Origin of the sequence: Butyrivibrio hungatei (assembly GCF_900101605.1) — a bacterium.
In the GTDB taxonomy this organism is placed as follows: domain Bacteria; phylum Bacillota; class Clostridia; order Lachnospirales; family Lachnospiraceae; genus Butyrivibrio; species Butyrivibrio hungatei_B.
Genome location: NZ_FMUR01000020.1, coordinates 50,206 through 63,486, shown reverse-complemented (window position 1 = coordinate 63,486; position 13,281 = coordinate 50,206). Strand labels below are relative to the sequence as shown.

Below are 13,281 nucleotides of genomic sequence, written 5' to 3'. Positions count from 1 at the left end.
TTGGGTTTCAATTTTCAAAGATCAAACGATTGCAGATGCGGTCTTGGACCGCATAGTGCGCAATGCGTATAGGTTCGACCTAAAAGGTCCTTCCCGCCGTCCTACGATAGAACATATGCCGGCTGACGCCGGAGATGACAATAAGACGGCAAGCGAGTAATATAAAAAATAGATGTCATCTTGTCCACTTGATACAGGAATCTTGTCCGGATATTAGTAGAAACCTTGTCCGGATAATTGCGGAACTAACGTCCGAGTATTACAAGATGCTTGTACCAAATAGACAAGAATCATCAGTGCAGTGCCATAGAGCGAGGAACAGCATCATTTATCAAAAGTATTGCCAAGAGCTTAAAGAGTCGTGCGTGGCACGTAACATCGAAGGAGCCTGCAAAACGGAAATATACCGAAAGGTTTTGACCTTAGGTCTATTGTGTTTTGCAGGCTCTATTTTTGTACCTTAAGATATCTGCTCTTGGCTAAGTATGTTTCCGTTTTGGGACTCCGGATCGGAGGGGGATATGGAAACAAATAACATGCGGGCAATCGGTGGAAGAGTAAGAATGCTCAGAGTACAAAAGGGAATGAGTCAGGAAGAGCTGGCAAGGAAGTTAAGATTTGGAAGTCGCAGCATGGTATCGGAATTTGAATCGGGGAAGCGGGCGCTGTCTTCAGCAAACGTGATCGATTACGCATCATTTTTTGATGTATCGTCTGATTGGATTTTGTTTGGCTCAGGAGATAAGGAGAAGAAAGAATATGCAACTGAAGTGGATGCAATGTTGCAGGCTTTCTATTCTATCAGGAATCCAAGGGCACGGAAGGTTGCAATCGAGCAGGTGAGGGCGCTTTCGGTGTTGTAAGGAGGGGGTGTACATAAAAGGTCAATTTGGGTGTTATGCAAATTGACCTTTCTGATAGGATTCTTGGTTTTTTTCAAATTTTAATATAGATTTCCCGCAACGCTTTTATTTCTGTATCCATATCGCTTTCGATATCAAGATTAGCAAATACTATGTTTTCATTTACGATCATTTCCAGAAATTTATCAACGGCATCGGAAACATCTCCGGTTACTTCAACAGTTTCTCCTTCCGGAATAATTTGTAACAATTGGAAAACATCGTTCTTATGCTTTTTTAAATCTCTTGCATTAACGTGTTTGCCTTCTTCTTTTTCACTCATAAGATTGATCCAAGCCATCATCTTGAATGGAATGATATAACTGGTCTTTAATACGCTTAGTCCATTAATCACAATTCGACCTTTGAGCATAAAATCATAAAAATCATCATTGAGAAGAATGGCTGAAAGTGAAGAGACATCTTCATCAATATGGATAGGAACAATAGTGGTTGCAGCTTCCAAGTGGTAATTTGGTTTTCTTGAAAAAAGTTCTATCTGTTTGGGATATCCTTCTTTAGGATTGGTGAATCTGTAAAAGTGTGGTTCATCGTTGTTTTTCCATCCATATGTATAACCGCCTTCTTTAATGTAGTTCCAGAATAATTCGGCAAATTCTTTGAACTTATCTTCAAAAAGGATGATCATATCAATATCTTTTGTTGCTCTGAAATCTCTGGGTGTCTGAGACATCAATATCTCGCATGCAGCACCGCCTATGATAGTATAACAATCTTCATAACCGGCGAAATGCCTTGCAAATTCTTCTATACCAATTACTGCCACTTAAAGTCCTCCAACATTTTTTCTAGTTCTCCCTCTACTCGGGGATCTTTTGTATCTTTTAATGAGCAATACAATGAAAGCTCATCAACCAAAGCATTTTTGCTTAGCTGACTTGGATTATATTTCCAAAGCTCAACTCTGCATATTTTATCAGAATCTTCCCACTCTGGTTCATCGACAATTTCAAAAAGCTCAACTTTTTTGTCCTTTTTATAGCAAGCATAGGATTCCACAGATGGTGGGTTCAACATACTGATTTCTGATAGTGCATAGTCAAATGATTTTGGAAGACATGAAACTAGATTTGTCTTTTTTACAAATATCACTTTGTCTATGGGATTAATGAGTGCCGTGCTACACATATCAAATAATTCTTTGGAATCATATTTTCGTTCAACCACTATATTGCGTCCATTCTTTACTTCTGTAATCAGGGCTCTTGATACAAGTTCTTTTGTACCTCTGGTAACATAGACCGGATCAATATCAAGAGTGGTTGCAAGATGCTGTTTCGAATACTGTTCTTTTTTATTGTATATAAGGTAAAAAAGAATTTTCTGTGCGTTGGCAGATAACGGGAGCGATTCTTTTCTTTCTGATGCAGAAAGCTTCTTGCTAAAAAGCATTCCTAAAAATGGAAGATAAATCTGTGTCGGTACCAATATAAAAGGAATATGGTGTTTTATATAAGCGTTTCTGTTATTCTTGGTAAGTTCGTTAAATAAAAAAGCGACAGGAGCGTGGAAATTTTCTTCGTAAAGTGTCATCTCCTTAGATAATACCCTGCTATCAACAGCTTTTGAAATTTTAATGATATAGAAAACAAAACCGTCTGATTCTGCCATGTAGATCTCTCTTCCTGATGCCATATATCTGGGAAGACCTGTTTTTTGTAATTTGTCTGAAACTTTAAAATCCAAGCCAAAAGCTTTTTCTAATTCTTTTTCAAACATAATAATTACACCTATATAATCCTTTACATTCAAATTGTAATAGTTTATTTATTTGTAATTATAATGCAATTATCTGGTATTGGCAACTTGAATCAAGCTGATTGTGAGTGAAAGTGGCATCATATAAGCGTAATAAGTATGAATCATATCTTGCACGGTCTGTAATTCCGAACAGATGTCGCAGATGTCGACGTTTTGGCTTAGCTACTATAAAAATGAGATTTAGAGGAGAAATAATTACCCCGTGATTTTGAAGTCATTCAAGTTACATGAAGTTGATATTGTCTGGTACGTTATTTTGCTTCTTGTTTGTTGACGAAAATTATATTAATGAAGTAAAATGGCAGTTAAGGGGATAAAAAATATAAAATGTTAAAAATATACCCCTTTAAAATAGGGTTAGAGGATGATATGAAGAAGTATTATAAACGAGAAAACTATTTAAAAAGAATCCGAGGATTTTATAATGATGCAAGCATGATAAAAGTAATTTCGGGTGTACGTAGATGTGGGAAGTCTTGCCTTATGGCAACGATTGCTCAGGAACTTACCGAATCAGGTGTTGAGGATGAAAACATAATTTTTATTGACTTGGATAAAAGAGGCTTTAAAAATGTTAAAACTCAGGATCAACTTGAAAAGGTTATTGATGAAAGGGCAACAGCTAAAGGACTTAAGTATCTGTTTATAGATGAAGTACAGAATGTAGATGGATTTGAGGAAGTGCTTAATGCTTACCGACTAGAGGATGAGTTTTCTATTTTTATCACAGGCTCTAATGCATATCTTTTGAGTGGGGAGTTGGTAACAAAACTTACAGGAAGATATATAGAGTTTGAGATGCTGACGCTGACTTTTGAAGAATACTTGGATATGAAAAAGTTTCTTGGAAAAGAAGTTGAGAATCTTACAACAGAACTTGACCATTATATCCATGAAGGTGGATTTCCACAGGCTCTTACGTATGACAATGAAGAAGATAGGAGAAAATATATTGATAGTGTAATCAAGGAAATATTCGAAAAGGATATCAAAAGAAGAGTAAAAATACGTAATGTATCCGGTTTTCAGAAGGTGCAGCAGTATATTATCAATAATTTTGGTGCAACCAGCAGCATAACAAATCTTTTGGAGTCTTTGAACAGAGCGGGGATTTCTATTAAGAGAAACACATTAGTACATTATATTGAAATTCTCAAGGATTCGAAAATTATATATGAATGCAAGCGCTTTGATTTGAAGTCAAAAAAATCTATCGGCTGTGCGCAAAAATATTACCTTTCAGATTTGGGATTTTGGTTCGCAACGAATACTGATAACAGGATTAATTACGGGCCTATCCTTGAAAATATAGTATATTGCTATGCGCTTTCTAAAGGTTATAAAATAAGCATTGGAAGAATTGGTAAGTTGGAATGTGATTTCATTTTGCGAGATTCCAATATGGATTACAGCTATGTACAGGTATCAATGACGATAATGAATGATATCAAGACTGAGGATCGTGAGTATGCTCCGTTTGAGATGATTCATGATAATTATCCGAAATATCTTTTGACCAGAAATGATCCTATTCAAAAGAGAAACGGAATAAAGCATGTTAATATTCCTGAATTTATGGCTGATGGAAAAATGTTTGATTAGAAGATAAAGAGGTAAAAAAGACGTTCTGTAAAAAATATCCCCTTAAGAGGCGATTAATAAAAAAGCTAAGTGTTTATGCAGCTTCTGAGCCGACTTGCGGATGGGATGGATATGGTTTTGAATATATCGTTCACGCCCAAAGCAAGAGTCAGAAAATGAACACACCTATAAGTGAAGCAGATATTGTGGAAAGACTATCTTTCAGTTTATATGTTCAGGGAGGAGAGACTGTATGGAGTTTTATGAAGTTATAGAGAAAAGAAGAACTATACGTGACTTTGAGTCCGAGGACATACCGAAGGAGGTTATCGAAAGAGTCATTTCTGCTGCGATGAAAGCTCCTACCAATGATCATATGCGTGATTGGCATTTCATTATTGTTAAAGATCGTGAGACTGCCGCGCGACTACTTGACATAGTTCCAAAGGGAATATCTGACGAGGATATGAATCAGTTAATTAAAGATTGGAATCTGAATGACAGTCTGCAGCAGGAGTGTTATCGTAATGCAGTACCCAAGCAGTATCGAATGCTTTTTGATGCGTCTGCAATCATTTTGCCACTTTTGGAGCAAAAAACGGATATTTTACATCCTGAGAATATATCTCATCTTAACGGGCTTGCATCAATTTGGTGCAGCATTGAAAATATATTTCTTGCTGCAACGGCTGAAGGATATGGATGTAATCTTCGTATCCCACTTGGAAATGAGAGCGAACACGCAAGGGAAGTACTTGGTTATCCAGAGAAATACTATATGCCGTGTTTTATTGGGATGGGAAGGCCGAAAGAAAAAGCATTAATTCCTAAGCAGAAAGATATTGATATCAAGGATAGAATTCATTGGGATGTTTTCTAAAAATCCCCTTTTGCAGAATTATATATTTTTTGCTTGACTATGACGTAACGTGATAGTTTATGATGTAATCACACGTGAAGGAGATGATAGCCATGAAGACAGTAAATGAAGTGAGTAAGCTGACAGGAGTGAGTATACGCACGCTGCAGTATTACGATAAGATAGGACTCTTAAAACCGGCGGAGTATACCGAGTCCGGATACAGGCTGTATGACGATGCGGCGCTGGAGAGACTTCAGCAGATTTTACTGTTTCGTGAGCTTGAGTTTCCGCTTAAGGATATCAAGGATATCGTAACCAGATCAGATTTTGACAAGAGATTGGCACTTGATCAGCAGATAGAACTTCTTGAATTAAAGAAGGAACATATCGAAAATCTGATCAGTATGTGCCGTGGTTTAAAACTGAGAGGAGTGAGACATTTGGATTTTACAGCATTTGATTCAAGCAAATTAGACGAATACGCTAAGCGTGCAAAAGAACGGTGGGGCAATACTCCGGAATATAAGGAATTCGAAGAGAAGAACGGTAAGCGGTCAAAGAGCGAAGAAAAAAGTATGATGGCCGATTTTATGAAAATCTTTGAAGAGTTCGGAACTATGAAGGATCAGGATCCTGCCTCTGCAGAAGTACAGGATCAGGTAAAGAAACTGCAGGGCTTTATTACCGAGCATTTTTATAAGTGTTCTAATGAGATTCTTTCCGGACTTGGTAAGATGTATGCCGGTGGCGGAGAATTCACCGAGAACATTAATAAGATGGGCGGAGAAGGAACTGCTGAATTTACTCACCGGGCGATACAGATCTACTGCGGATGATACAAATTTTTGAAAAAAGTAGGTTTTCGGTAGGTTTTTGGTAGGAAAGTGGTAGGTTTTGAGTATTCTTTTTTCAAAATAGGTGTGTTATATTTACAATGGACAAAGCGAACGGGAAAACAAAAAACACCCGAGCCGCCGAGTCCATTTTCTTTTGCAAAAGAATACCGGCAATGATGAGCGTCAGATCATGACTTCGAAAGAGGTTGTGAGCCTGGCGCTTTATTTTTACGGCGCGCAAGCGGAACAATATGCATCTGTAGAGATTCCAAAGGAGTTGCTCACAGGGAAGGACTATTCTTCCCTGTCGGCTTCGGCCAAAATGCTTTAATAAAAATCTTGAAAAAAAGATCAGAAAGCAGTAAATTATATTCAAGAAGTTTTGATTAAAAATGAATTGAATAAAAAATAACTGAACGAAAATGATAACGAGGGTAGATAGATGTTTGTAGGAAGAGAGCGGGAGTTGAAAGCCTTAAAAGATGTGTATGATAAGAAAGATTTTGGAATGACTATCATATATGGACGGCGGAGGGTTGGCAAGTCAACCTTGATCAAGGAGTTTATCAAAGGAAAAAACGTTATTTTTTATACTGCTACAAAGGTTGGCGCAGAAAGAAATCTTGAATTGTTTTCAAAGCAGGTATTGGATGTTCTGGATCCTGCTATGAGCTCGGCAACATTTTCTTCGATAGAAAGTGTATTTGACATTATTACCAATAAGACGCCGGATGACCACAAGACAATCCTTGTGATCGATGAGTTGCCGTATTGGGCAGAGAAGGATGAAGCACTTTTATCAGTTCTTCAAAAGTACATTGATACACAGTGGCCCCATAAGAATATGATGATAATACTTTGCGGCTCTGCCTTGAGTTTTATGGAAAAAGAGGTGCTCAGTAAAAAAAGTCCGATCTTCGGGAGGCGTGATTCACAGATAAAACTGGAGGCATTTAATTACAGGGATTCGGCTTTGTTTGTTCCTGAATATTCTGCAGAAGAAAAAGCAATCTGTTATGGAGTTACCGGAGGCGTGGCAAAATATCTTTCGCTTTTTGATGCAGGGAAGAGTCTTGATGAAAATATTATAAGACTTTTCTTTAATGTGGATGGATATTTGTTTGATGAAACCAGAAATCTCCTCATTCAGGAGTTTTCAGATGTGACATTGGTAAACAACATAATCGAGCAGGTGGCTTCCGGTGAAAATGCATTAAATAATATAGCTTCCAAAGTACACGAGAAGGATACCACCGTTTTATATTCCCTTGAGAAGCTGATTGCTGTCGGCCTGGTGGAGAAAAAGAACTGTATAACGGAGGAAAAAAATAAGAAGAAAACCCAGTATGTGCTAAAAGATCATATGTTTAAATTCTGGTATCAGTTTATCCCCAAAGCGATAAGTGTAATTGAAATGGGACAGGGTGATTCATACTATAAAAAGGTTGTCAAACCGCAGATCCATTCATATATGGGATCCGTTTTTGAAGAAATGTGCCGTTATTATACGTTAGAGAAAGGAATACAGGGTGCATACGGTTCCTTCCTGACTCAGACAGGCACCTGGTGGGGAGTGGAACAGATCATAGATGATGAAGGGCGGAAGTATACACAATCGGCGGATATTGACGTGGTTGGCATTTCTTCCGTAGATAAGACTGCGGTTATAGGAGAATGCAAGTTTAAGAATGAGAAGATAGATAAGGAAATATATGAAACTCTTCTGCGGAGATCAAAGCTACTTTCCGGAAATTATCATGTTATATGTTTCCTGCTTTTTTCGCTAAATGGATTTACTAAATGGTTTGAAAAAGAGAATATTCAAAATATAGTAAAGATTACTGTTGAGGATTTATATTTATAAAAAACTTTAGCACACATAAATACCGATAAACACACATAAAGGGTATATTATTGACAAGGTAAAAAAAGATGTTCAGGATCCCTTAAGCGTAATGCTTTCTATCAGTGAAGAAATGGACGATGAGAGGGTGGAGGCATCAGTAAATGAAATGCTAAAGGAGTATGTATGGTAATGGTTATAGCTGTTAGCGCATGCCTTTTAGGTGAGAACTGCAAATATAATGGTGGGAATAACTACAGCGAGAAGGTCAGGGCTTTCTGTGAAGGGCACGAGGTGATTCCTATATGCCCGGAGGTAATGGGAGGTCTTCCTACACCAAGGGTTCCTGCTGAGATAGTGAACGGAGTTGTTACCAATAAAGAAGGCAAGATTGTTGATAAAGAGTTCAGATCCGGAGCAGAGGCGGCCTTTAATAAGATAATGGATGCAGGTGTTGAAGTTTGTATTCTTCAGTCAAGAAGCCCGAGTTGCGGAGTAAAAGAGGTTTACGATGGTTCTTTTACCGGAAAGAAGATTCCAGGAATGGGAGTCTTTGCGCAGAAGGTTAGTGAAACTTCAATAAAGATGATTGATGTGGAGGACTTGGACTGAGGCTTATGTGGAAAATAAAGCCTTACCAGGTTGATGATCTATTCGCGGCAGCAAACACAAAACTCACAGACGAGGAAGTGAAGCTTCTTGAAAATGAAGCAGATAAGCTGAATGTGAAAATCCTTGGTGCAGATATGTTTAGATTTGCGGTAAAGAAGAGTTGAAGCATACAATTGTAGTGGTTGCGTGGGGAAGCCAATGTATATTAAAATTTGTTCAAAAGAAAAACATGAGAAGTACATAGACATAAGAAAGATAATGATTTATGCAGATAGACAGAAGAAAAGTCAGGGAGCAGTTTGCCTCCTATACAAGGAATTATGATCCGGAGGATCCTAAGATTGCTCTAAAAATAGCCCATACATACCGTGTAGCAGATATTTGTGAAGAGATTGCAAAGTCAATTGGCTTATCTGATGAGGATATAGAGCTTGCATGGCTTTCAGGAATGCTCCATGATATAGGAAGATTTGAGCAGGTAAAAAGATATAACACTTTCATAGATTCAGAATCAGTAGATCATGCAGAGTTTGGAGCGGATCTTTTATTTGGAGATGAGCACCTCATCTTGAATTATTGTGATGACAGGTCTTTTGACGAGATGATGGAAAAAGTCATAAGACAGCATAACAAATACAGAATCGATGAAGCAGTTGTCGGAAAAACTCTTATCTTCTGCAATATTTTACGAGACGCAGATAAGGTTGATATATTAAGAGTAAATGTAGAGACGCCTATGGAAGAGATATACAACGTTTCTGAAGATGAGCTGTTATCATCAGGTGTCTCTGAAAAAGTCATGGATCAGGTAAGGGAGCATCATGCAGTAAACCGTGACGTGATGGATTCCCCCGCAGAGCACTTGATCGGACATATAGCTCTTGCTTTTGAATTGGTATATCCAAAAAGCTGGGAGATAGCAAAGGAGCAGGGTTACATTTATAGAATGTTTGACTTTCCTTCAAGGAATGAGCGGACATTGAAGGCTCTGAAGGATACCCGTGAAGAATTGGAGATGTTTTACGGCGGTGGCTGCTAATTTGTGATTTTTCTTTTTCATGAGAAACTGTCAGTTCCACAGGTCATATGTGTTATTCTAATTGTAGTCGGAATCGCCGGATTAAAGTTATTAGCAAAGGAGTAAGGAAGAGATTTCCTACTGATAGTATTCGGAATCATTTTTGGCGTTGGTCATATTTATGTTACCCGTGAAAATCGTGTGTGAACGGATTGAGCTTTTTTTAATCATTTTAATATGTGCTAGATAAAAGAGTGACGTAAACATCAGTGTTTCCGCTGCTTTTTCTTTTTTGGAAATAAGCCTTTTTTAATCAGATTAGCACTCTCTATTGACGAGTGCTAATTGTGGTGTTATACCATAAGTAGAACAAAGGAACAGAGAAGACCGTTAGGACTTAACGTTCCAATGATCCGAACCCTCCGTCCCAATGCTCATATTCAAAAAAAATTGTCTATGTGCAAAGGAGGTAAGAATTATGTTAGTACCTAGTATTTTCGAAGAAAAATTTATGGATGACCTGTTTGGATTCCCGGAACTTAAGGAATTCGACAACATGGAGAAGAAGCTCTACGGAAGAAGAGCCGGCAGGATGATGAAGACCGATGTCAGGGAAAAAGATGACAACTACGAAGTAGTAATTGATATTCCCGGTTTCAAGAAAGAAGAGATCACTGTAGAGCTGGATGAAGGCTATCTTACCATCAATGCCGCCAAAGGCCTTGATAAGGATGAGAATGACAAGAAAGGAAAACTCATCAGACAGGAAAGGTACGCGGGATCAATGACAAGAAGCTTCTACGTTGGTGAGAATGTTCAGAAAGAAGACATTGAGGCCACCTACAGACATGGGGTTTTGAAACTTACCATTCCTAAAAAGGCAATGGAAAAAATCCCTGAAAAGAACCTTATAGCCATTGAAGGCTAACAACATAATAATCACATTTCGCCCTCCGCTGTTCATTATTATGAATGGCGGAGGGTCTTTGTTTTTAATGCGCGTGTTCGTATTAAATCTACAGCAACAGTTCTTACGGCTGAGACAGAAGGACTTCTCGATCATGAAGTATGCTTTAATATGTTAAAAGTATATGGAAATGAGATGTGCCCGGACTGCATGGAAAGCAGTAGGCGCTATAACTTCCGGCTATCACCGGCAATAGGTAAATGTTTACGCAAAAAGCGCGTGGGTAGCGATATAATGGTGGCGTAGATATTTTTCTTTTCCTAAATAAATGTGAGGGGTGAGTAGAAATGGTTAATGAAAAGGTAAAAGAGTTTCTTATCTCCAACAACCTTGGTGACAGGCTTACAGAGCATGCAGAAACGATTGATACGGTGGAACATGCCGCACAGCAGATAGGCTGTACCGAGCCGGAGATTGCCAAGACGTTGTCTTTTGTTGTTGATGAAAAACCTGTAATTGTGGTAATGGCAGGCGATGGAAGAGTTAACAGTTCGAAGTTCAAGACACTATTTCATACTAAACCTCACATGATCCCCAGAGATCAGGTGGAGAGTATTACGGGATTTCAGCCGGGAGGAGTATGTCCTTTTGCTATAGCTGATGATATCCCCATCTGGCTTGACGTTTCCATGAAGCGTTTTAAATATGTCCATCCGGCAGGAGGAAATGAGTTTACTTCCGTCAGGATTACGCCTTCGGAGCTCGAAGCGGTTACAGGTGCCGAAGGCTGGTGCGATGTATGCAAGGGATGGGAAGATACTGAGTAAAAGAACTTGTGTTAAAGGAGGAAGATGGCATTCTTGTCGGAGAAATCGTAAATGTCTCAGCAGATGAAAGCGTAGTGACAGACGGAGTTGTTGACGTCACAAAAGTTAAGCCGATAAGCTTTGATCCATTCGGTAATGCATATTACGGAATTGGAAAAAAGGTGGGCAATGCCTTTAAGGATGGTGCAAAATTGAAGTAAGGTTCAGGCGGTGAGTTAAAAGACTCATCGTCTTTTTTGTTTGCGCGCCACGGGCGCTTATTTATGACTGATATTAAAAATTGTTCCATCGAATAAAAAGAATTGGCATAGGAATATGAATGGCTTCTGATATAAAATTACCGTGAAGAGATTATATTTTGTCCGGAGGAAATTGTGAGAAGCGTATATAAAATAAATGATAATTGGACCTTTATAAGAGATGACAAGGCTCCAGAAATAGTCAATATGCCTCATTGTTATAACGCCTTGGACGGCCAGGACGGCTCAAAGATGTTCCGAGGAGTGGTAACTTACGAAAGAAATATTGAAATAAAGGAAGATGATCTTAATTGTACAGTTTTTCTTTAGAATTTTGCATGGAGTGCGGCAATTAAAAAATTCTTGACGTGAACATATATTGTTCGATATATATTATGAGTAACAATAAACAAGATTTTTCATGATTCAGAAATGAATTTCAAGAAAGGAGGACGATCATGAAACATACAATGATAACTGACAATATAGCAACATTCAACAACAGGGGCATGATGGTCCGCCGTCTTTGTTTCTAAGATTATTCCAAGAAAAGAAAAAGAACCGGTATAAGGACTTTTGCTTGTGCCTCTGATTCATAGAGGTGTTTTTTGCATGTCAACAGAGACATAAACACCTGTAACGGAGGTTTTATTTTGATACAGATAAAAGGAAAATACTCAGATGCCATGATCATGTGCATTGGAGATGAGAATGATGGAAATGTCGATCGATATGCCATTTCTCAGATTAAGATGATATGTGACACTGAGGCTGCAAATGGCAGCAATATAGTAGTAATGCCGGATGTTCATCCGGGTAAGGTTGGCCCTATTGGATTGACCATGACAGTAAAGGATGCAATAATGCCTGCTCTACTTGGCATTGATATTGGATGTGGAATGGGCATGGTTAAGGTCGGGAAAGTACGAAAGGATTTCCAGAAACTCGATTCGATTATAAAGAAGAATATTCCCGTAGGCTTTGACATACGAAGTAACGTCCACGCTAAGGCTCAAGATTTTGACCTTGCAAGGCTTATCTGCGCAGAGCATATCAGATATGATAAGGCAATGCTAAGCATTGGAACTCTTGGCGGTGGAAATCACTTCATTGAGATTGATTGTGACAGCACCGAAGAGGGATATCTCATAGTTCATACCGGAAGCCGCCATCTGGGAAAAGAAGTGGCTGAGTACTACATGGGCGAAGGCCATAAGCTTCTTAAGAAGCAGGGTAAAAAAGATGTTCCCTATGAGCTAACATATCTTACCGATGAATTACTTTCAGATTACCTGCATGATGTAGCGGTTGTACAGGAATATGCGGATTTAAACCGCAGAGTTATTGTAAGTGAGATTGCCAAAGGCATGAAATGGAAGTTTGATGAGATACATTCATGCATTCACAATTATGTCGATTTTGAAGGCGATACTCCTATTCTTAGGAAAGGCGCTATTTCAGCAAAGAAGGGCGAAGAAGTGATTATCCCCGTAAACATGAGAGATGGAGTGATTCTTGGAACCGGATTTGGCAACCGGGAGTGGAATGTTTCTGCTCCACATGGTTCAGGAAGAATTGCTTCCAGGGAAAAGATATTATCTTCTCATACAGTTTCCGAGTTTAAGTCGGAAATGAAGGGGATATACTCCACGTGCATAGGAAAGGCAACGCTCGATGAGGCTCCTTTTGCATACAGAGAAATAAGCTATATCCAAGATGCTATTGCTGAGACCGCAGATATCATGAAGATCCTAAAGCCTGTGTATAACTACAAGGGAGGGAATGCGTGAAGATAATGCAGATTACGTTAAAAAAATATGCTGATAAATTAACGTGCGGATATAAAATTTAATTGCTTCTGCGATTACAATC

At 38.6% G+C, this 13,281-nt stretch carries 14 protein-coding genes; 12 read left to right on the top strand and 2 right to left on the bottom strand.

What is annotated here, in order from left to right; genetic code table 11:
- The first annotated feature begins 521 nt into the window (after positions 1-521).
- On the top strand, positions 522-863 hold the full coding sequence (locus tag BLP87_RS14235) for a helix-turn-helix domain-containing protein (protein ID WP_074463263.1): 342 nt from the start codon (positions 522-524) through the stop codon (positions 861-863).
- A gap of 73 nt (positions 864-936) precedes the next feature.
- Here the strand turns inward: BLP87_RS14235 and BLP87_RS14230 are convergent, their stop codons facing one another.
- Both BLP87_RS14230 and BLP87_RS14225 read right to left on the bottom strand, forming a co-directional pair.
- A complete protein-coding gene (locus tag BLP87_RS14230) occupies positions 937-1,689 on the bottom strand; it encodes a hypothetical protein (protein WP_242871876.1) in 753 nt (250 codons plus the stop codon).
- Positions 1,680-2,642: a hypothetical protein gene (locus BLP87_RS14225; RefSeq protein ID WP_074463262.1), complete on the bottom strand. Its 963-nt coding sequence runs from the start codon at positions 2,640-2,642 to the stop codon at positions 1,680-1,682. The genes BLP87_RS14230 and BLP87_RS14225 overlap by 10 nt, the downstream gene beginning before the upstream one ends.
- A 369-nt stretch (positions 2,643-3,011) precedes the next feature.
- Here BLP87_RS14225 and BLP87_RS14220 point away from each other — a divergent pair, with 369 nt between their 5' ends.
- The 11 genes from BLP87_RS14220 (at position 3,012) to BLP87_RS14170 (ending at position 13,199) form a co-directional block, all read left to right on the top strand.
- Positions 3,012-4,286 (top strand): ATP-binding protein, encoded by a 1,275-nt coding sequence (locus tag BLP87_RS14220; protein WP_330390085.1) that lies wholly within the window; start codon positions 3,012-3,014, stop codon positions 4,284-4,286.
- A 232-nt stretch (positions 4,287-4,518) separates the two neighbouring features.
- Positions 4,519-5,145: a nitroreductase family protein gene (locus BLP87_RS14215; protein ID WP_074463260.1), complete on the top strand. Its 627-nt coding sequence runs from the start codon at positions 4,519-4,521 to the stop codon at positions 5,143-5,145.
- 92 nt (positions 5,146-5,237) lie between these two features.
- Positions 5,238-5,963 (top strand): MerR family transcriptional regulator, encoded by a 726-nt coding sequence (locus tag BLP87_RS14210; RefSeq protein WP_074463259.1) that lies wholly within the window; start codon positions 5,238-5,240, stop codon positions 5,961-5,963.
- 442 nt (positions 5,964-6,405) lie between these two features.
- Positions 6,406-7,827, top strand: coding sequence for an ATP-binding protein (locus BLP87_RS14205; RefSeq protein WP_074463258.1), 1,422 nt, complete (start codon positions 6,406-6,408; stop codon positions 7,825-7,827).
- Positions 7,828-7,998: 171 nt separating this feature from the next.
- Positions 7,999-8,418, top strand: coding sequence for a 2-thiouracil desulfurase family protein (locus BLP87_RS14200; RefSeq protein WP_026667077.1), 420 nt, complete (start codon positions 7,999-8,001; stop codon positions 8,416-8,418).
- A 5-nt stretch (positions 8,419-8,423) separates the two neighbouring features.
- Positions 8,424-8,582 (top strand): hypothetical protein, encoded by a 159-nt coding sequence (locus tag BLP87_RS16160; protein WP_176756665.1) that lies wholly within the window; start codon positions 8,424-8,426, stop codon positions 8,580-8,582.
- Positions 8,583-8,683: 101 nt separating this feature from the next.
- A complete protein-coding gene (locus BLP87_RS14195; protein ID WP_026667078.1) occupies positions 8,684-9,457 on the top strand; it encodes an HD domain-containing protein in 774 nt (257 codons plus the stop codon).
- Between the two features lie 457 nt (positions 9,458-9,914).
- Complete coding sequence (locus BLP87_RS14190; RefSeq protein ID WP_026667079.1) at positions 9,915-10,364, top strand: Hsp20/alpha crystallin family protein; 450 nt, start codon at positions 9,915-9,917, stop codon at positions 10,362-10,364.
- Between the two features lie 326 nt (positions 10,365-10,690).
- On the top strand, positions 10,691-11,170 hold the full coding sequence (locus BLP87_RS14185) for a YbaK/EbsC family protein (protein ID WP_074463257.1): 480 nt from the start codon (positions 10,691-10,693) through the stop codon (positions 11,168-11,170).
- An 8-nt stretch (positions 11,171-11,178) separates the two neighbouring features.
- The gene (locus BLP87_RS14180; protein ID WP_207648724.1) at positions 11,179-11,370 is read left to right on the top strand and encodes a hypothetical protein; all 192 of its coding nucleotides are present in this window, start codon (positions 11,179-11,181) and stop codon (positions 11,368-11,370) included.
- A gap of 731 nt (positions 11,371-12,101) precedes the next feature.
- On the top strand, positions 12,102-13,199 hold the full coding sequence (locus BLP87_RS14170) for an RtcB family protein (RefSeq protein ID WP_083334635.1): 1,098 nt from the start codon (positions 12,102-12,104) through the stop codon (positions 13,197-13,199).
- Positions 13,200-13,281: the final 82 nt, after the last annotated feature.

Bases quoted from the DNA above. Each gene is read 5' to 3' on its own strand.
- BLP87_RS14235 (WP_074463263.1), top strand. From the start codon at position 522: ATGGAAACAAATAACATGCGGGCAATCGGTGGAAGAGTAAGAATGCTC.
- BLP87_RS14225 (WP_074463262.1), bottom strand. From the start codon at position 2,642: ATGTTTGAAAAAGAATTAGAAAAAGCTTTTGGCTTGGATTTTAAAGTT.
- BLP87_RS14220 (WP_330390085.1), top strand. From the start codon at position 3,012: ATGTTAAAAATATACCCCTTTAAAATAGGGTTAGAGGATGATATGAAG.
- BLP87_RS14215 (WP_074463260.1), top strand. From the start codon at position 4,519: ATGGAGTTTTATGAAGTTATAGAGAAAAGAAGAACTATACGTGACTTT.
- BLP87_RS14210 (WP_074463259.1), top strand. From the start codon at position 5,238: ATGAAGACAGTAAATGAAGTGAGTAAGCTGACAGGAGTGAGTATACGC.
- BLP87_RS14205 (WP_074463258.1), top strand. From the start codon at position 6,406: ATGTTTGTAGGAAGAGAGCGGGAGTTGAAAGCCTTAAAAGATGTGTAT.
- BLP87_RS14200 (WP_026667077.1), top strand. From the start codon at position 7,999: ATGGTTATAGCTGTTAGCGCATGCCTTTTAGGTGAGAACTGCAAATAT.
- BLP87_RS16160 (WP_176756665.1), top strand. From the start codon at position 8,424: ATGTGGAAAATAAAGCCTTACCAGGTTGATGATCTATTCGCGGCAGCA.
- BLP87_RS14195 (WP_026667078.1), top strand. From the start codon at position 8,684: ATGCAGATAGACAGAAGAAAAGTCAGGGAGCAGTTTGCCTCCTATACA.
- BLP87_RS14190 (WP_026667079.1), top strand. From the start codon at position 9,915: ATGTTAGTACCTAGTATTTTCGAAGAAAAATTTATGGATGACCTGTTT.
- BLP87_RS14185 (WP_074463257.1), top strand. From the start codon at position 10,691: ATGGTTAATGAAAAGGTAAAAGAGTTTCTTATCTCCAACAACCTTGGT.
- BLP87_RS14170 (WP_083334635.1), top strand. From the start codon at position 12,102: ATGTGCATTGGAGATGAGAATGATGGAAATGTCGATCGATATGCCATT.